General features: G+C 38.9%; 19 protein-coding genes and 1 riboswitch. Of the genes, 13 read left to right on the top strand and 6 right to left on the bottom strand.

The features are described from left to right. Positions 1-30: 30 nt before the first annotated feature. Both ACIFPW_RS02040 and ACIFPW_RS02035 read right to left on the bottom strand, forming a co-directional pair. The gene (locus tag ACIFPW_RS02040) at positions 31-210 is read right to left on the bottom strand and encodes a CsbD family protein (RefSeq protein ID WP_430241624.1); all 180 of its coding nucleotides are present in this window, start codon (positions 208-210) and stop codon (positions 31-33) included. A 101-nt stretch (positions 211-311) separates the two neighbouring features. Continuing rightward, positions 312-1,730 (bottom strand): alanine/glycine:cation symporter family protein, encoded by a 1,419-nt coding sequence (locus ACIFPW_RS02035; RefSeq protein WP_194222359.1) that lies wholly within the window; start codon positions 1,728-1,730, stop codon positions 312-314. Between the two features lie 338 nt (positions 1,731-2,068). Between ACIFPW_RS02035 and ACIFPW_RS02030 the strand changes: the two genes are divergently transcribed. The 8 genes from ACIFPW_RS02030 (at position 2,069) to ACIFPW_RS01995 (ending at position 9,546) form a co-directional block, all read left to right on the top strand. Further along, a complete protein-coding gene (locus tag ACIFPW_RS02030; RefSeq protein WP_430241622.1) occupies positions 2,069-3,001 on the top strand; it encodes an alpha/beta hydrolase family protein in 933 nt (310 codons plus the stop codon). Between the two features lie 188 nt (positions 3,002-3,189). Then, positions 3,190-4,575: a tetratricopeptide repeat protein gene (locus ACIFPW_RS02025; protein ID WP_430241620.1), complete on the top strand. Its 1,386-nt coding sequence runs from the start codon at positions 3,190-3,192 to the stop codon at positions 4,573-4,575. A 207-nt stretch (positions 4,576-4,782) separates the two neighbouring features. Continuing rightward, positions 4,783-5,544, top strand: a complete 762-nt coding sequence (locus tag ACIFPW_RS02020) for a threonine/serine exporter family protein (protein ID WP_430241618.1) — start codon at positions 4,783-4,785, stop codon at positions 5,542-5,544. 15 nt (positions 5,545-5,559) lie between these two features. Further along, a complete protein-coding gene (locus ACIFPW_RS02015) occupies positions 5,560-6,006 on the top strand; it encodes a threonine/serine exporter family protein (RefSeq protein ID WP_194222355.1) in 447 nt (148 codons plus the stop codon). A 102-nt stretch (positions 6,007-6,108) separates the two neighbouring features. After that, positions 6,109-6,534, top strand: coding sequence for a DoxX family protein (locus ACIFPW_RS02010; protein WP_430241616.1), 426 nt, complete (start codon positions 6,109-6,111; stop codon positions 6,532-6,534). Positions 6,535-6,549: 15 nt separating this feature from the next. Then, positions 6,550-7,215 (top strand): DsbA family protein, encoded by a 666-nt coding sequence (locus ACIFPW_RS02005; RefSeq protein WP_430241614.1) that lies wholly within the window; start codon positions 6,550-6,552, stop codon positions 7,213-7,215. 173 nt (positions 7,216-7,388) lie between these two features. Next, positions 7,389-7,572: riboswitch (cobalamin riboswitch) on the top strand. A 115-nt stretch (positions 7,573-7,687) separates the two neighbouring features. After that, the gene (locus ACIFPW_RS02000; RefSeq protein ID WP_430241612.1) at positions 7,688-8,182 is read left to right on the top strand and encodes an acyl-CoA thioesterase; all 495 of its coding nucleotides are present in this window, start codon (positions 7,688-7,690) and stop codon (positions 8,180-8,182) included. 284 nt (positions 8,183-8,466) lie between these two features. Next, a complete protein-coding gene (locus tag ACIFPW_RS01995) occupies positions 8,467-9,546 on the top strand; it encodes an AI-2E family transporter (protein WP_430241610.1) in 1,080 nt (359 codons plus the stop codon). Between the two features lie 76 nt (positions 9,547-9,622). Here the strand turns inward: ACIFPW_RS01995 and ACIFPW_RS01990 are convergent, their stop codons facing one another. Continuing rightward, positions 9,623-10,618 carry an LLM class flavin-dependent oxidoreductase gene (locus ACIFPW_RS01990; protein ID WP_430241608.1) on the bottom strand — a complete coding sequence of 332 codons (996 nt, stop codon included), beginning with the start codon at positions 10,616-10,618 and terminating at the stop codon, positions 9,623-9,625. A gap of 239 nt (positions 10,619-10,857) precedes the next feature. Here ACIFPW_RS01990 and ACIFPW_RS01985 point away from each other — a divergent pair, with 239 nt between their 5' ends. Together ACIFPW_RS01985 and ACIFPW_RS01980 are read left to right on the top strand one after the other, a co-directional pair. Next, positions 10,858-12,186, top strand: coding sequence for an FAD-dependent oxidoreductase (locus ACIFPW_RS01985; protein WP_430241606.1), 1,329 nt, complete (start codon positions 10,858-10,860; stop codon positions 12,184-12,186). Positions 12,187-12,320: 134 nt separating this feature from the next. Then, positions 12,321-12,980 (top strand): histidine phosphatase family protein, encoded by a 660-nt coding sequence (locus ACIFPW_RS01980; RefSeq protein ID WP_371018540.1) that lies wholly within the window; start codon positions 12,321-12,323, stop codon positions 12,978-12,980. Between the two features lie 29 nt (positions 12,981-13,009). On the opposite strand, the gene ACIFPW_RS01975 is transcribed toward ACIFPW_RS01980, so the two are convergent. The 3 genes from ACIFPW_RS01975 to ACIFPW_RS01965 form a co-directional block, all read right to left on the bottom strand. Then, positions 13,010-14,278: an alanine/glycine:cation symporter family protein gene (locus tag ACIFPW_RS01975; protein WP_226616473.1), complete on the bottom strand. Its 1,269-nt coding sequence runs from the start codon at positions 14,276-14,278 to the stop codon at positions 13,010-13,012. A 143-nt stretch (positions 14,279-14,421) separates the two neighbouring features. Then, complete coding sequence (locus ACIFPW_RS01970; RefSeq protein ID WP_430241604.1) at positions 14,422-15,612, bottom strand: MFS transporter; 1,191 nt, start codon at positions 15,610-15,612, stop codon at positions 14,422-14,424. Further along, positions 15,605-16,036 (bottom strand): MarR family winged helix-turn-helix transcriptional regulator, encoded by a 432-nt coding sequence (locus tag ACIFPW_RS01965; protein WP_194222347.1) that lies wholly within the window; start codon positions 16,034-16,036, stop codon positions 15,605-15,607. The genes ACIFPW_RS01970 and ACIFPW_RS01965 overlap by 8 nt, the downstream gene beginning before the upstream one ends. Before the next feature lie 326 nt (positions 16,037-16,362). Here ACIFPW_RS01965 and ACIFPW_RS01960 point away from each other — a divergent pair, with 326 nt between their 5' ends. Genes ACIFPW_RS01960 through ACIFPW_RS01950 form a run of 3 tightly spaced genes read left to right on the top strand, consistent with a single transcriptional unit; the run spans position 16,363 to position 19,034 of the window. After that, positions 16,363-17,271 carry a diguanylate cyclase gene (locus tag ACIFPW_RS01960; protein ID WP_430241602.1) on the top strand — a complete coding sequence of 303 codons (909 nt, stop codon included), beginning with the start codon at positions 16,363-16,365 and terminating at the stop codon, positions 17,269-17,271. Continuing rightward, positions 17,252-17,962 carry a GGDEF domain-containing response regulator gene (locus tag ACIFPW_RS01955; RefSeq protein WP_430241600.1) on the top strand — a complete coding sequence of 237 codons (711 nt, stop codon included), beginning with the start codon at positions 17,252-17,254 and terminating at the stop codon, positions 17,960-17,962. The genes ACIFPW_RS01960 and ACIFPW_RS01955 overlap by 20 nt, the downstream gene beginning before the upstream one ends. 25 nt (positions 17,963-17,987) lie before the next feature. Further along, the gene (locus tag ACIFPW_RS01950) at positions 17,988-19,034 is read left to right on the top strand and encodes a hypothetical protein (RefSeq protein WP_430241598.1); all 1,047 of its coding nucleotides are present in this window, start codon (positions 17,988-17,990) and stop codon (positions 19,032-19,034) included. Positions 19,035-19,043 lie beyond the last annotated feature (9 nt).

The raw sequence follows: 19,043 nt of genomic DNA, 5'->3' as shown, positions 1-19,043 counted from the left end.
GCTCTCCTTTTATTTATGAATTGAGTTTGTTTAATTTTTATCCTTGAGATTACCAGATCGTTCCTGATATTCACCTTTCGACTTATCACGTTTGCCTTCTTCTTGAAGGTGTTGGTCATCCTTTGCATTACCAATTTGATCTTTTACTTCACCTTTAGTTTTGGAAACAGCGCCTTTCACTTTATCACTTAGTCCTTTGCGATCACTCATTGCAAAAACGCTCCTTTCTCTTACGATTATCTAGTAAAGAAAATACCCCCTGAAGGCGGATGCCAAACGGCATTTTGCTTCAAGGGGCAGAAAATAGTACATTAGTTTGATTTGTCTTTTACAGGCTTATCTGTCCAAATATCTGATTTCAAGCCTTTTATCGTATCGGCGTAGAATTGAGGGTCTTTACCTGCTTTTCGCTGATCGCGATAGTCTTTCAATGCTACAAACGCCACTTTACCAATAATGGAGATGACGATTAAGTTCAAGAGTGCCATAAGACCCATGGAAAGGTCGGCCATGCCCCAAACGATACCGAATCCGGCTTTAGCACCGAACATAACCATGGCAAGAACGGCAAGTCTGTAAAGAAGAAGAGCGGTTTTGCTTGATTTAATAAATTCGATATTTGTTTCACCGTAGTAATAGTTCCCAATAATTGAACTAAAAGCAAAGAGGAGAACGGCAACTGCTACGAATATACCTGCGCCACTTCCTAAGTGTTGGTTCATCGCTTCCTGAGTAAGCTGTACACCATCTAGCTTTGAATCAACATAGCCATCTGACATTAGGATCATAAATGCTGTTGCTGTAGCGATAAGTAGAGTATCCACGAACACACCAAGCGCCTGAATAAGTCCCTGCTTTACTGGGTGTGATACGTCTGCAGTTGCAGCAGCATTGGGAGCACTACCCATACCAGCTTCGTTAGAGAAAAGACCACGTTTGATTCCTAGAAGCATTGCGGCACCAACACCGCCTCCTGTCACTTCTTTTAAACCAAAAGCATGTTGGAAAATAAGAGCGATCATAGCTGGGATTTCAGTGAAATTAACGATTAAAACAAAACCAGCAACAATGATATAAATCCCTGCCATAATTGGTACAATGATTTGAGAAACAACAGCAATTCGACGAACGCCACCGAAAATAATGATCGCCGTTGCAACAGTTAAGATCGCACCTAATACCCAGCGATTCACATCAAATGAATTTTCGAAAGCAAGTGCGATCGTATTGGATTGTACAGAGTTAAATACAAGACCAAAGCTGAATGTAATTAAGACGGCGAAGATAATCCCTAACCATCTAGCATTTAGTGCACGCTGCATATAGTAAGCAGGTCCACCACGGAAATCGTCGCCATCGCGCACTTTATAAATTTGAGCTAGTGTGCTTTCAACAAATCCACTTGCTGCACCGAGTAGGGCAATAACCCACATCCAAAATACAGCACCGGGACCACCGATACTAACTGCTGAGGCAACGCCGGCAAGGTTTCCGGTTCCAACACGTGAAGCCGTACTAATGAAGAAAGCTTGTAAACTAGAAACAGAGTTTTTTCTTCCTTTCATTGTGTCCTTTTCAGAAAGAACATGGAACATCTCACCGAATAAGCGAAATTGAACGAATCGAGAACGAATTGTAAAATAAAGTCCGACACCAATTAGAATGACGATTAGAACATTTGACCAAATAAGCTCATTACCAGCATCAACAATTGTTTTTAAAATATCCATATGTAGGCCCCTTCTATATATGATTTAGGAAAGAAGAATGTAAGATATGATCACACTTCCCTTAATTCAACTGAATCTAACTTACTTTATAAGTGTTTTAATAAAAATGGAAAACAAATCGTATTTTCAGAAAATAAATGACGTTAGACGCAGCAACACAATTGTTTATTATACATGTAGTACTGATTGAAAAGGACACTTGATGTAAGATAACCTCACATTGTAAAATAAACCATCTTATTTATTCTTTCCTATTTTTGTTATTCGATATAATAAATAAAAACCCTTGGGGAAAATGAGAAGTGAGTACTAAATAACAGATTTAAGGAGCGAAAGGCATGAGGGAAATTGATGTTATGGTTAAAGGCGAATTTGACTTAAGTGCAACTCTTACTCTTCCTTCCAATTCAGAAGAGAAGTATCCTGTAATCGTGATGATACATGGAAGCGGTCCTGTGGATCGTGATGAAAATGCCAAAAGTCTAAAAATAAATGCGTTTAAGGAATTCACTACTATTTTGACAAGTGAAGGGTACGCCACTCTTCGGTATGACAAGAGGGGAATAGGTGAAAGTAGAGGGGATTATTATAAAACAGGGTACTATGATCTAATTGATGATGCTGTAGACGTTGTAAAGTTCGCTAAATCACATGAAAGTATTGATGAAGAGCGAATTTATCTTCTAGCGCATAGCGAGGGCTGTCTTGTGTCACCTGTCGTCCACACTAGGACTACTGTGCAAGGAATGATTCTATTATCTCCCTCAGCTGAGCCGCTTGCAGAAACGACAGCTTGGCAAAGAAGTCAAATGAAAGAAGATATGCAAACGCTAAGTGGCTTCCAGGGGTGGTTGCTTCGATTCATTAAAGCGGATAAAAAGTTAGATAAGATGAATGATAAAATGACCCGAAAAATAAAAAGTACTGATGCGCCAACTATACGATACAATGGTCAAAAAATAAACGCGAAATGGAATCGTGAACATGAGAAGTTTGACGTGCGCGAATATTTTAGTGAGGTAGAGTGTCCAGTTATTGCAATTACTGGCTCAAAAGATGTTCAGGTAAAGAAGGAGCAGGTGAAAGACGTTTGTCTTCTTGTTAAAGGTGAATGTGAACATTATATTGTTGATGACCTAACTCATGTTTTACGAAAAACGAAAGTAGAACATCGTTTCTCGAGTATCATCAATGATTACAAGAAGCAGGTAAAGCATCCTATAGATTCAGAGCTAATCGAACTTGTATCGGAATGGTTAAAAAAGCGATAGGCATATGGAGAAGAAACCTCAACAAATGAATTTTTAGCTTCATCCTTAAATTGTCTAAAGCAGGTTTAACTAATCGTTTATTTTAGCAGCTTCTGTAAGCTCAAGAATGATCACTTTCTTCCTGATGAATGGAGTGGTAAAATAAAGGTGGAAGGTTTAAAAATCAGCTCTGCCCGGGAGGGATTTTAATGATCGAGCAACCACAACGTGTTACTGTTATCTCGAATCAACGACAAGTCCAATTACGTGTTGAGCGACTCGTAATTCATCAAAGAATGAAGATTATAGAAGCTAAGAAGACAGATGGAAGTAACTTCTACCTTTTCTTTTATAAAGATGATTTCATTACTGGGAAAACGGCAGAAGTTAAAAATGGATCTCTTATTGAGAAAGCTTTCCAGAAAGGGATCGTACTCCAAGCACCTCACCCGCTTATTGATCACTTTCTATCTGATCGAACACTTCATCTTAAATCTACAAAGCAAGTCTTTCAATCTGTACAGAAACGGTACACCCCTCAAGAAACATCCTTTATCTTTTCTTATTTTGATTCATTTCTCTCAACCGAAACCATTATTAAATTAATGCGAAAGCATTTTTATGACTACCGCAGAAATGGCCAATTACGGATGGCGTTTCAAATTTTAGCTGTGATGCTTTATTTCGATCCAACAAATAAATGGGCGATCGAACTATCGCGGAAATTAGAATATCAAAAAGTTAGAAGCTTCTATGAAGGAGATCATGATGGTCTTAAAGAAGTGGATCCGCTTTTTGCTGAAATTCAGGCTTATGATGACCTTCAAGCACATCAAGCCTACCTTGAATCAATCCTTCGTAAAGAAAAACGTGTTATTGAACGATCCGCTTTACGCCTTTACCTCTATCTCCAATCACCTGAAGAGGATGATCTGGACCCACTATCTCTCATCGATGTTACGCTCTCTGAATCTGAGCGAGCCCGTCTGCTATCATTGATGTATGCAGAAGCACCTCACCATAAAACTCTAAGAAACAATGCTTTTCAAGCTCTAATGTATTTAAATAAAACAAGTGAAGCCATTCAATTAATGACAGAACGAAAAGGTGAAATCACCCAAAGTGAATATGACCTTCTTCTAAGTGCATTTCAAGATGAGACTACAAATTTCAAAACCTTTGATTATCCTTCCCTTCAAAGCTGTTTGGAACGTAAAGAAAATCGTCCTTATCTAGATGGTTTACTTCAAGCACTTATCCCTAGGATGCTGCATGAATTTGGATTGGGATACGTCTATAGCTGGGTGAAGCCTTTATTCGAGAAAAACCAAGATCTCTCTATCCTATCAACGCTACAAACAATGGCGGATATTCAAGATGATCCAGATAAGCAATTTCAGCTAGGTAAGCTCTACCATAAACTTAAACAATATGATGAAGCAATTACCTGCTTCGATTGGGAGATGGAGCTGCATCCAACGGACCCAACCCCTGTTCAGTGGTTGACGAAGGTATATCGTGAGATGGGTAAAGTGGAGGAATCGAATACCTATATGTCGATTTATTCTAAAATGCAAAGAGTGTCTCAACAATAGCGCTGGCTTATGCCAGCGCTATTTTTTTTGGCTATATTAATGAGCCTAAAATCGGGAATCAACAGTATAAGCTAACATAGCCTTTTTGTTAAAGTGACAATCAAAATGATCGTCTTCTTTTTATATTACATTTGATAAACATAAGTAGGTTCATATAAACTAAGAAACAACGAACAATGAATACTTCACGGTTGTCAGGAGCGACGTATGGAAAATCAAACGAGTTATGCCTATGACATTATTCAAGTATGCCTTTTGGCTGGAAAGGTAATGCTGCAAAATGGCGGTGAAACTTACCGTGTAGAAGATACGATGACTAGAATTGCGGACGCTTATGGGGCAACGCATTCGAATAGTTACGTAACCCCTACTGGGATTATTTTCTCTTTAGAAGGTCCTGAACCTTCCAAAACACAGTTGATGCGCATTTCAGAGCGCACGACGGATTTAGATAAAGTAACGAAGGTAAATAGTATATCGAGGAGAATTAGCAGCGGTGGTCTTTCGATTAAGGAAGCTTATGAAGAGCTTGACCAATTGGATAAAATGACCGAGCGGTATACATTTCCTAAGCAGTTAGTTGCTGCTGCGATTGCAAGCGGTTGTTTTCTAATTATGTTTCAAGGGGAGTGGGGAGATTTTCTTCCGGCAGTTCTTGCAGGGGGAGGTGGCTTTTATAGTGTTTCACTATTTAACCGCATTGTACCGATAAAATTCTTCTCAGAGTTCCTTGCTTCATTTGTCATAGGATTACTCGCTGTCCTTTTTGTGTCTACTGGAATCGGTGGGCAACTTGATAAAATTATTATTGGTTCAGTGATGCCACTTGTTCCTGGTCTATTAATCACGAATGCTGTAAGGGATTTAATGGCGGGGCATTTAATATCTGGCCTATCTAAAGGCGCAGAAGCCTTTCTTACCGCATTTGCGATTGGAGCAGGCATTGCCCTTGTTGTATCATTTTTATAGAAAGGGAGGACAATTATGACAATTATTGCTCAGGTTTTGACGAGCTTTGTGGCAAGTGCAGCGTTTGGATTATTATTTAACGCTCCTAAATCCTCCCTTATTAAAGGCGGGTTTGTTGGCATGTGTGGCTGGATGATTTATTACGGAATGGAGGCATCAGGTATTGATGCTGTCATCGCCACTGTAACAGCCTCATTTGTCATCGCTGTTATTAGTCAGGTTTTTGCAAAGGTGTATCGGACACCAGTCATTATATTTAGTGTAGCGGGGATTATTCCGCTTGTTCCAGGTGGTCTGGCTTACGATGCGATGAGGAATTTCGTTCAAAATGATTACAATAGTGCCATTAACCTTGCAGCCAGAGCATTTATGATATCGGGATCCATTGCAGTAGGGTTAGTATTTTCGGAAGTGATCAATCAAATCATACGGCATTCCACACTCGCAAGGGGGCAGAAATAGGTCTTCATCCTTTTGCAATGTAGGCATTCATTATGATAACGTTTAGTTGGATAACTGTGTCGAACGGTGTCAAATAATGTTAGTATCTGGGGAGGATCAATAATGAAAACCTATCCCCATCTCGGGTTGTTAACAATTCGATTGGTCGTAGGTATGCTTTTTTTTGCTCATGGTTTTTTAAAGTTTTCTGAAGGGATCACGAATACAGTAGCTTTTTTTGAGACAATCGGTATTTCTGGTTTTCTTGCTTATGTTGTGGCTATAGTTGAGTTAACTGGAGGAGTTTTGATGATTCTCGGCTTAGAAACGCGAATTGTCAGCGTACTGTTTTCCATGATTTTATTAGGAGCTCTTCTCTTTGTAAAGAGATCAACTGGAATGCTGGGCGGTTATGAACTAGACATTGCTTTTCTAGCTATGTCAGTGTCTTTATTTCTAGGAGGCGGCGGTCCATATAGTCTTTCAACATACCTTAAGAGAAAAGGTTGGTCGTTTAAGATCGATCAGGAGAAAGTAACAAAGGATTAAAGAGGAAGTGACTGAATGGCTAAACCAAAAAAGAAGTTAAAACCGGGTGCCAGATGGTTATTATTATTTGCGGGACTCGTTATTCTATTTTTGTTTATTAACTTTCTATTTCATCCATTTGCAAATACAAAAGGATTTAAATTAGATTCTCAACCGCACTTGGGTGAGGAAACAGCGCCAGTTGAAATTGTGCAATTTGGTGATTATAAATGCTCTTCATGTCAATCCTTTAATGAATCTTTGCTTCCAAAAATCCAAGAGGAATTATTAGCAACTGAGAAAGCAAAATTTTACTTTGTCCATTATCCGTTCCTCTATAAAGATTCCACGAGGGCTGCTGAATTTGCTGAGGTTGTTTATCAAGAATTAGGTAATGATGTATTTTGGCAATTTCATCATGTTCTGTATGACAAACATAAAAAAGGATCTGAGACGAAAGATGTTTTAACTGAATCTTTCTTAACGAAAACCCTTAGTGGTCTAGTTAGTGAAGAAGAAACGGACAGAGTTGTTAAAGCCTATAAGAGTGGTGCAGGTGAGAAACGAGTAGAAGCTGACCTTGCTTATGCAAATAAAAAGAATGTTTCAGAAACGCCTACCTTATTTGTAGATGGTAAGCGTTTTGACGGAACTAGTTTATCTGAATTAAAACAAATGGTTGAGGATTCAACCGACGAATAAATAAAGGCGCTGTGAAGGCGTCTTTTTTTTGTTGCATTCTAATTAATTGGTTCCTCTGCAGGCGGAAAAATCATTAAATAAACGTTTGTTTAAGGTATAAATAGTTAAACAAACGTTTGATTAACGAATGGTATTGACTTTTGGATCCCCGGCATGAAGAATAGAGAAGTACAATTGAATAAAATGGAAAAGGTGTACTGATTCCAGTACTTAATAGGGAAATTGGTGAAAATCCAATGCGGTCCCGCCACTGTAAGAAGTAAGGACGGTGCGTTACCCCACTTATCAATGATAGGGAAGGGGCATTCGTTCAACAAAGCTTCAAGCCAGGAGACCTGCCTTTTCTAAAGCACTGATTGACCTACGGACGATAGGGGGGGTGTAACGGAGAAGACTGGGAAAAGTCTATTTGTTGTGCATGCTCTTATGAAAAGAGTATGCATTTTTTATTGTTTAGAAAAGGAGAGATGATATGAAAAAGAATGTAAGCGAATCAAGAGTGTATAAGAGCAGCCGTATTTTTCCGCCTGACCTTAACAGCCATGGAACATTATTTGGGGGTAAACTCCTTGCCGATATGGATATGCTAGCATCAATCGCGGCGACAAGGCATTCTCGTCTAGAATGCGTGACAGTGTCTATGGATACGGTGGAGTTTTTACATCCTATAACGGAAGAGGATTCGATTCATTATGAAGCTTTTGTCATATGGACAGGTAAAAGCTCAATGGAAGTTTTTGTGAAAGTAAACGCCGAACACCTTTTAACGGGTGCCAATCGTATAGCAGCGACGTGTTTTATTACGTTTGTAGCCCTTCTCGACGGTAGACCAATGAAAGTACCTGGAATTCAGCCGGAAACTGAAGGGGAAAAGCAGCTTAACGAGCTAGCCCAAAAAAGAGCTCAAACAAGATTAGATCGTAAAGAAACAAGCAAGAATCTAGGGGGAATCCTAACGTTGTTATAACCAGAAAAGAGGGCTGGAGTATTCCGGCTCTCTTTTGTTAGTCGTGAGACATTTTATCGTTATATTTTGGTTCATTCCTAAAAGATGGTAGTTTTGTATTTAAAACCACATTTAGCTGATTGGAGAGGGAATCACCCCTCACTCTTATAGAAACAATATTTACGAGAGAGGTTCCTTTTTAGATCCCCTGGAATCGGAAACTTTTTGTGGAAATCAAGTTAGTAAAAGAGTGTTGAGTGGTATAGGGATGAGAGTGAAATGAATAAAAACAAAGGAGACGGCCAATGTGGATTAGACATGATTTCTTCAAGTATATAACAGGTATTATTCTATTATTAATCTGTTTTTTCTTTTTGACAGAATTAGATTTATTGAAACCGGTGAAAACAATTATAGGTACATTGTTTTATCCAGTACTAATTGCTGGTTTTTTGTATTATGCAATCAAGCCTATTGTTAAGTTATTAAAAAAGATTCCATTTGTATCAGATATTGTCGCGATTTTAATTGTGTTTATAGGGATTGCGGGTATCCTCTATACTGGATTCACTTTTCTAGCAAATCCGATTCAGAGTCAGGTTTCAGAGTTTTCGAAGGAGTTGCCTGAGAAGCTGAAAGAATCAGCAAAAGAAGCTGAGAAAATGATGGAGAAAAATGATATGGGGATGCTTTCTGTAGAAAACCTTCAACAAAAAGCAACGAGCTATTTAGGTAATTTAACGCAAAGCCTCGGTGATCATATTATGCAGGTTGTGAGTGCATTAACAAGTGCTACGACAGTCCTTGTAATCGTACCTTTTGTCTTATTCTATTTTCTTAAAGATGATCATAAATTAAGCCCATTTCTCCTAAGATTTATTCCAAATAAACATCAGGGTGAAGGAGAACAGATCCTTCATAAGGTTGATAAAACTTTATCGGCCTATATTATCGGACAAATTATTGTAGCAATCGTAGACGGTGTCCTAATGTATGTTGGTTATTTAATCATTGGACTACCTTATGCATTAATATTAGGACTATTTGTGATGGTCACAGCAGTTGTCCCATTCTTCGGGCCGATTATTGGTGTTATACCTGCTCTGGTTGTCGCTTTAACACAAGAACCGATGTTAGCCTTGTATGTGATTATTATTACGATAGTTGTTCAACAGTTAGAAGGAAACTTGGTAGCGCCTGTTGTCCTAGGTAAAAGGTTAAACATACACCCTTTAACCATCATTTTACTACTAATTGTAGCGGCGGCTTTATATGGGTTCATTGGGATGCTGATTGCTATTCCACTTTACTCCGTCATTAAGGTCATCGTTAAGAATTTCTATGAATTTTATCGAATACGGCATCGATCCGAATTAACTGAATAACGGTAAAAGCCCCTATTTCATTGAGAAGTAGGGGCTTTTATTTGAGTAACACCTAAAAACATGTTGAGTAATCGCCTTATAAATAAATATGTGCAAGACGCTCATATGATTTTCTTCGCTCATCAAAATCATGTATGTTTGTGAGAACCATGAATTCTTCAGTTTGATAGTGTTCGGCTAATTCGTCGATTTTCTTCTTTACTGTTTCTCTAGATCCGATAATCATTCGTTTTCGATTATTTTTTATTCGTTCTTCTTCCGTTACGGTATAACGGTGCTGTTTAGCTTCGTCAATGGATGGCACTCGACTATCAAGACCTTTTTCTACTCGCAGAAGCCAGAGATCCTGACTTAAAGCAAGTTCTTCCGCCTCTTCGTCAGTTTCTCCACATACGACGAATAGGGCAATAATAGCTGAAGGAGAAGGACTATAATAAGTAGGTTGGAACTGTTGATAGTAAGTTTGGAGGGCGTTTTTACCTCGATCAGGTTTAATAAAATGCCCAAAGACATAGCCAATGCCCAATTCTGCTGCTTTTTTAGCACTATTCTCACCCATACCTAATAGCCAAAGAGAAGGGGGTGAGTCGGTTTGAGGAGCTGCTTTTATGCCGGCAAACTCGTGTCCTCTCGGCATAGAGTCAGTCAAGTAGTGGGAGAGCTCTTTTAATTGACGTGGGAATTCATTCAAGCTTTTATTAATGCCATCTGTTAAAGCTAATCGTGTTTTTGCTGTACCACCGGGTGAACGGCCGACTCCAAGGTCTACACGTCCTGGATGAAGAGCTTCTAGTTGTCGGAAATTCTCTGCCACTTTGAATGGACTATATTGTGGAAGCAGGACACCACCAGAGCCTACCTTGATATTAGAGGTTGAGGCTGCGATGTGAGACATCATAATCTCTGGAGAGGTGCTGGCAAGTCCTTTTGTACTATGGTGTTCTGTAAACCAGTATCGGTAGTATCCAAGAGCTTCTGCAGTACGTGCGAGTTCACGCGTATGCTCAAGTGTTTTATAGGCATCACTCCCTGAAGGTATAGGGACTTGATCAAGAATGCTTAATGTAACCATGGTCAGACTCCTTCCGCTTTATTAAGTAGTATTAACCTTCTATCATTATCGTAACGCGATAGGAAGGCATGTGATAGTAAGACGACTTTGTTTTTAAAATTTATTGTGAAACATTGAACAAACTTATTGCAATTAATACAAAAGGAACATATAATTACAATATAGAAATAGTGAAACACATCACATGATTGTGTCCTTTTATGTGAAATAATTCACAATTATACAAGGAGGAATTGTTGATGAAAGTAGCAGTTGTTGGATGTACACATGCCGGAACGGCGGCAGTTACGAATATAGCAACACGTTATCCTGAAGCAGATATTACGGTTTATGAGCGTAATGATAATGTCTCTTTCTTATCTTGCGGAATTGCTCTTTATGTTGGAGGAGTTGTAAAAGATCCAAAAGGTTTATTCTATTCATCTCCTGAGAAGTTAGAAGAGATGGGTGTCACAATGAAAATGAAGCATGAAGTATTAGATATTGATTCTATAAACAATCGTATTAGCGTTATGAATTTGAATACAAAAGAAGTGTTTGAGGATGATTACGATAAGCTTGTGATGGCGACAGGATCATGGCCGATTATTCCGCCAATCGAAGGAATTCAACTTAATAATATCCTTTTATCAAAAAACTATACTCAAGCTAATACAATTATCGAACGAGCAAAGGAAGCTAAACGCGTTACCGTTATTGGGGCAGGCTATATCGGAGTTGAGTTAGTAGAGGCTTTTCAGAAATATGGAAAAGAAGTAACCTTAATTGATGGAGAAGACCGTATCTTAAGTAAGTATCTTGATCCAGAGTTTACAGATATAATTGAAGAGGACTTCAAGACTCGTGGCATTCGTCTTGCGCTTAACGAAACAGTGACTCGTTTTGAAGGAGAGGAACACGTCTCTAAAGTTGTGACAACCCGTGGAGAATATGAAGCAGATCTCGTTATTCTTTCTGTAGGCTTTCGTCCGAACACAGATCTTCTTAAAGGGCAGATAGAGATGATGCCAAACGGGGCCATTATTGTAGATGAATATATGAGAACAAGTAAGGAAAATATTTTTGCTGCTGGCGATAGCTGTGCTATACAATACAATCCTACTGGTGAAAATGCGTATATTCCTTTAGCTACAAATGCCGTTCGAATGGGTACCCTCGTTGGACAGAACATTATGAAACCAACGATCAGATATATGGGCACTCAGGGGACATCTGGTTTACACCTTTTTGATCACAGTATGGCTTCTACTGGTTTAACCGAGAGGGCAGCTATTAGTGTGGGTAAGAATGTGAAAACAATCACAATAAAAGAAAACAATCGTCCAGAGTTTATGCCAGATTATGAAGTGATCACACTGAAGGTGGTTTATGAAGTGGATACGAGGAGAATTCTTGGAGCTCAAGTGATCTCTAAAGCAGACGTAACGCAATCAATTAATACACTCTCTGTTTGTATTCAAAACAAAATGACTATAGATGAATTAGGATACATCGATTTCTTTTTCCAACCACATTTTAATAAACCGTGGAACTTTCTAAATCAGGCTGGTTTACAGGCCGCTTTATAGATGATTATCCGCTGGCATATAGCTAGCGGATTTCTTGTGTAATGAGAAATAGAAACATTTTCTTCCACTTGCATCCTCTCGATACGATAGCCATAATGAAGGTTAGAATTTGTGTAGGAGAGAGTGAGCAAGTAGTGACCAATAAGAGTATAAATAAAGCAACGAAACAAAGTCATACGCGTATTTATCTTGTACGACATGGTGAAAGTGAATGGAATGCAGCAGGAGATCTTTATTGTGGACGAACAGATATTGGACTTTCTACGGAGGGAGCCACTCAAGCGAAGAATGCAGGCGACTTTCTAAGTTCGGTTTCGTTTGATCGAGCTTATGCTTCTCCATTAATACGTGCACGTCATACAGCTGAACATATCTTAGGAGAACGAGATTTGCCGATTCAAATAGATGAACGGATCTATGAAGGTGATTTTGGAGAGTGGGAAGGTCGATCGAAAGCGGAGTTTATTAAAGAAGATCCTGATTCATGGGATAATTGGATGGCTAACCCATGGGAAACAAGAGCGGGGCGAACGGGTGAAACGGCTCGTGAAATGTATGAAAGAGCGTCATCTTTTTTTAAGGAAATAAGTGAAAAGCATTCCGGTGAAACGGTGCTCGTTGTTGCGCACAACAACACGATTCGTTTCTTTCTAGCAGGGGTACTTGGGATGCCTTTTGCCAACTATCGTCGCATCTTTCAAGATAATACAGGAATAAATATCCTTGATGTGGCTGGCGATGAAATCGTGATCCGCAGTCTGAATATCAACTCTCATCTAAGTGCAGATAGATAGAAAAAAGCGATGCAGCTGCATCGCTTTTTTTATTGAGAAAGCTCTTTATATGATTTTTTTACGACGCTACTTAAAGCGATCAGGGCAATGACGTTGGGCAACACCATGAATGCATTAAATGTATCGGCAAGCTGCCATACGAACGGCACATTTAAAACAGTTCCTAGGACGATGAAAACAAGAACAGCACCACGATAGTAAGGGACGCTTTTTTGTCCAAATAAATAATTTACATTTGTTTCGCCAAAGTAAGCCCAGCCTAAAATTGTTGTGAAACTAAAGAACAAAAGACTAAATGCAATAAAGTAAACACCAAAGTCCCCTAGGCCACTAGTGAAACTAGCTTGCGTTAATTCAATTCCAGTAAGGTTAGAACTTGCCCCGTCCGTTACAAGAATCACGAGTGCTGTAACGGTACAAATAATCACGGTATCGATGAGAACACCGACCATAGCTACAAATCCTTGCTGTGCAGGGTGTTTCACTTCTGCCACTGCGTGGGCATGAGGTGTTGACCCCATACCTGCTTCATTTGAGAATAGCCCTCTTGCAACCCCGTACCGAATTGCTTCTTTTATCGAGGCACCAAGCACTCCGCCTCCAGCTGATTCTGGAGTAAATGCCGATTCAACGATAAGTGATAGTGCTGGAAGTACTTGATCGAAATGTAAGACAAGAATGATAAGAGCTCCGATAATGTAGAGTAACGCCATAATCGGAACGACATTGCCTGCAAATCGAGCAATTCGATTGATACCACCGAATAGTATTAAACTAATTAAAATCGCTACACCTATGCCGATCGCAAGCGGTGGAATTTGAAATGCGGTTTGAAAAGCCTCGGCTATTGAATTAGATTGCACCATATTCCCAACAAAACCAAGCGCACAAATGATCGCAATCGCAAAGAAGGCGGCTAATTTTTTACTACCTAGACCGTCGCGAATATAGTAAGCGGGTCCACCTTTTACGACCCCATTTTCTTTTACGCGAAATTTCTGAGCTAGTACAGCTTCAGCAAAGATCGTCGCCATACCAAGAAAGGAAGAGATCCACATCCAAAAAATAGCTCCTGGTCCCCCAGCTGCAATAGCAGTGGCTACTCCGGCTAAATTCCCAGTCCCTACTTGAGCCGCAATGGCTGTTGAGAGGGCCTGGTAAGACGAAATACCTTTTTGTTTCTTTTTTGAAAACAGGGGCCCAAATGTTTGGCGAAATCCTTCTTTTAAGCCTGTAAACTGGATAAAACCAAGACGTATCGTGAAAAACAACCCAGTTCCAAGGAGGAGGGAAATCATTATGGGTCCCCAAAGAACCGCGTTAATTGCTTCTATTACTTGCACTGTTGTCAACTCGCTCTCATGAAAAAATAAGATTCTCCCATAATAGCTTACTTTTTCACTATACTTCAACCCATTAAATCGCTATGGTATACATTTCCTTAATAATTAGTTTGTGATCGAAGTTGTTTTCTCGAACTTTTTTGTTTCTGAATCCATTGGTAGAAGAAAAGAATACCAATCACGAAGAGCCCTAGAATCATGTAGAGATTAGCATAACCGAGAGAAGTCACAATGATGCCGAGTACGAATGACCCCGTTGCGATTCCAGTATCGAAAAAGGTGAAAAAAGTTGCCGTTGCATGCGCGCTTCTTGATTCGGGAGCTGCTTGGATAGCAAGTGTTTGGAAGCTTGGTACAATCGAACCGTATCCTAACCCGATCAATGCCCCTGCAAGAAGTAACATCCATGCTTGTGTTGTAAAACTAAGAGTTACGAGACCAAGAGCAAACAAAACAAATGCAGGAAGAATGACAGTATTAGGTCCTCTTAAATCAAACATCCTGCCAGTGAATGGTCGTGAGACAAGCATAGCTACAGCGAATACTGCGAAAAAGAATCCTGCAGCTTCAAGAAGACCGATTGATTTCGCGTATAGAGAGATAAATGAAATGACGCTTGCATAAGAGAAAGCAACAAAGAGTCCAACGATTGCAATTGGGAATGATTTTATTTCGAAAAGATCATCAAATGATAATTTTTTCTTGGGTATAGGTTCGGTATTTTCTATGGCTTTTACGCCTAGTGTGCAAAGAACCCCTATCACCATTATGGTACTTAATACAAGGAAAATTGTTATATATGAAACATATTGAAGAAGCGTTAGGGCTAGGAAGGGACCTGTAACAACTGCAAGGTTCATAGACATTGCGAAATAACCCAAACCTTCTCCACGTCGTTCTCTTGGAATTGTGTCTGCAGCAATTGCTCCGGCTGCCGTGGTAACAATACTAAACCATACACCGTGAAAGAATCGTAGTAAGAGTAAAGCATAATAGTTGTCTACTAATGGATAGATAAAAGAAGCCGCAGCAAATAGAGAAGCACTCGTTACGAGCATTTTCTTTTTGCCAAACCGATCAATCAATTTTCCAGAGAAAGGGCGAACAATAATAGCAGATAGTAAGAAAATCGTAATAATAAGACCTGCTTGAGATTCGCTTCCGCCAAGTTCCTCTGTAACGTATATAGGGAGTAAGGTTAGAAGTGCATAGAAAACAATGAAGATAAATAGATTACTAGTTGAGATATTTAAAAAGCTTTTTGTCCAAATGGGTTGTTTATTAGACATGTGTTTTCTCTCCTTTCTGTTGCCCTATTTTGTTTAGAAGATGATAAAAGTGAATCTGCTCTTCAGTTGATAGGTGTTGAAGGAGGGATTCTTCCATCTCTTTAATAGAGTCTTTTATGGTAGGCAAAAGCCCTTCTGCCTCATGAGTAAGACTAACAATGCGTTCACGCTTATCGGAACCTTCCATTCGATTAATCCAGTTATTTTGTTCCATTCGAACAAGAGTACGAGTGGTAGTTGGCGCTTCAACATTTAAGTATTTCCAGATATCTGTCTGTTTCATAGGACCGAATTGATCAAGACAATAGAGAATCGTCCATTGTGAACTATACAAGTTATACTCTTTCAATAGCTCGTTTACTTCTTTTGTGATGTGTCGCACTTGTTGATGTAACGAATGGAAAATATCGCTTGTTGAAATCATGTTAACCCCCTTTTATTTACCTGGGTAAATAATTCGCATAGATACTAGTGTACCTAAGGAAGTAAACTTTGTAAACAAATGTCGTTTGCAATGAGATAAGACTCTATTGAATTTATTAACATAACCTCCCTGTTAGTTAATGGGAGATTCACTTTGATATATACGATGATAAAAAAGGTGTAGAAAGGTATGAATCGAAAGATAGAAGTTTATAAAATGTGGAAAAAATACACAATCTTTGTTGTGGAACATCTAAAACTAAATTATGATGAGAGTATTTAGTAATTCGACAAAATTCACTCTTATTTGAAAGAGGAGGCTTTACATTGGAGAAATATAAAAAGAAGTTTGTTTCTAATATGAAAGAAAAATATGACGAGATGATAGCAGAAAATGAGAGTATAACAGAGATGGAATTATATAAGTTTTTACATACGTTTAAAGGTACTGCTGGGACAGTTGGATATAACGTATCCGCTGATAAAGCGGAAGAGTTGCTGATGAAGATGGATTTAGAAAGCGAAAGAACCCTAACAAATGAAGAAACAACTCAATTACTAAATAGTGTGATGGAGGAAATTCTCGAAGCGGCTGTTGAGAACAAAGGTAAGGATGAAGAAGCAAATGTTCAGAAGATGATTATGCTTATCAATCAAAATCCGATGACGTTAATTGAGCGGAAAGCTCAGCTCGAGAAGGAAGGATATATCGTTTTTGCAGCAATGGACCTAAAAAAGGCGCAAACGGCATTGTATGATATGCATCCTGATTGTATTATCGTAGATTATCTTTTAATCAAAACAGATAAATCAGGAATTGCCAAAGAAGTTAGAGAAAAAGCAGAGCTACAGTTTACTCCGTTTATTATGACAGATACAGAAAATTCGATTTCTAATCGTATCGACGGTTATCGATTTGGAGCAGATGACTTTTTTGATGTAGATATAACCTTAGAGGAATATTTATTAAGGGTAAATGGGAAAATTTCCAAAAGAAAAAACATTGTTCATTCTGTATTAACAGACGAATTGACGGGTACCTACAATCGGAAATTTCTTGATAGCCAACTGAATTATATGCGCTATGACCTTGTCCGGAATGGGGAAAAAGCTTCATTAGCCATTTTTGATATAGACCATTTCAAATCTATCAACGACCGTTTCGGTCACTTAATTGGGGATCAGGTGCTAAGAAAATTATCACAATTTATTATGGATGAAAAAAAGACGTACTGATACATTGATTCGATACGGTGGTGAAGAATTTGTCTTGATTTTACCTGATACAACATCTATTCAGGCTGATAAATTTCTTCAACGTTTATTAAGTGGGTTTCGTTCAAAAGTATTTCGGGTTAAAGAAGATACATTCTCTGTTACATTCTCTGGCGGGATCGTTGACATTGATGGTTCTTCTTCCAACAAAAAGCTATTAAATCAAGCGGATGAAGCGCTGTATCGTGCAAAGGCAAACGGGCGAAATCAAATGGTTATTTATGAAAGTGATTTAACTAATACAAAGCCTATTAAGACGATTCGAATTGCGGTTGTTGATGATGACGAGATCATCAGAACATTACTCACTTCTCAACTTCAACAGCTTCAACCAGAAGGAAATTATGAGGTTGAAGTGAAAAGCTATCGTGAAGGAGAAAGTTTCTTTGACGATAGCTGGCACAAAGCCGGTTCTTCTTGTCTTGTTCTACTTGATGGCATTATGCCAAGAATGGATGGGATTGAGGTATTACGCAAGTTACGTAAGGAGAGTAGTCAAAGCAAATACACTGTTATGATGCTGACGGGTCGTAAAGCAGAAAAAGATATAGTTAAAGCTTTAGAGCTTGGTGCCGATGATTATATTACAAAGCCATTTAGCATGGGCGAATTAGAAGCTAGAATTAGAAGGTTAATTCAAAAAATGCTATAAGAGAAAGATTGAGGCGAATGTAGATATGAGTGCAGTTTTTATTATTTTTCAAGTGTTTATTATTCTTTTTATTGCTTTAACGGCTCTATTTCTCTTCCTTGTAGGTCAAAAAGTTCGATCTAACCGTTTCGAACAGAAAAAAGAAGATTGGAAAGTTTACTACTTAGAGCACATTACCCCGTATATTCAAGGGCACGGAGAACTCCAGTTACCGAAGGAACTTTATATGATTGAAGCTTTTGAGGATGTTCTGACCCGCTACTATTCTCTAATGAAAGGGGATAACGATACCTCACGCAGAATTGAAGAACTTGCTGAGACAACCCTTGAAGATTATTACAAGAAAAGATTACTTCATAACCGATGGAGTATACGTATGAATACCCTACATCGGATTGAGAAGTTTCGTATGATTTCGCTAGTTGAGCAATGTGTCGGTCTTTATAAAGAAAAACGCACGAGTGAACTGGAGTCTATTCAGGTATTACGTATTCTTGGGAACCTACAGGATGAACGCATCTATACGATTCTATTAAGTGAGGAAAAAGAATATCCTAACTTTTATTATTTGGACTTGTTTGGAAGATTAGATGAAGATCTACTAGACCACTTTATTGGAACAATAGAAGAGTTTCCCAAATGGATTCAGTTGTCGCTTATTGAAGCCATGGGGGATAGTGCAGAATACAAGTATGTGCCCACAATTGAATCTTTCATAGACTCTAAAGACACAGAATTTCGAATTCGTGCTCTTAAATCTCTTGTTAAGTACGGGTACGTTACAAATGCGAACAAAATCAAACCCTCTTTGCACGCATCAAGCTGGCAAGAGAGAATGATGGCTGCTAGATTGGTCAAGCCATTAAAGGATAGTCGCTTCTTAGATGATCTGTTAATCCTTCTTACTGATGAAAACTGGTGGGTTAGAACTACTGCTGCCGAGTCTATTATTGTGCAGCAGAACGGCGGGGCAATCTTAGAAGATGTTGCCGCTAATCATGTCGATCGGTTTGCGCGTGATGCAGCGAAGGAATGGCTGCTTAGAAAGGAGAGAAACAGTGTCTATCGCTAGTATTTTTTC

The organism is Pseudalkalibacillus sp. NRS-1564 (assembly GCF_050467905.1).
Classification (GTDB): domain Bacteria; phylum Bacillota; class Bacilli; order Bacillales; family Guptibacillaceae; genus Guptibacillus; species Guptibacillus hwajinpoensis_B.
This window is presented reverse-complemented; position numbering and strand designations above follow the sequence as displayed.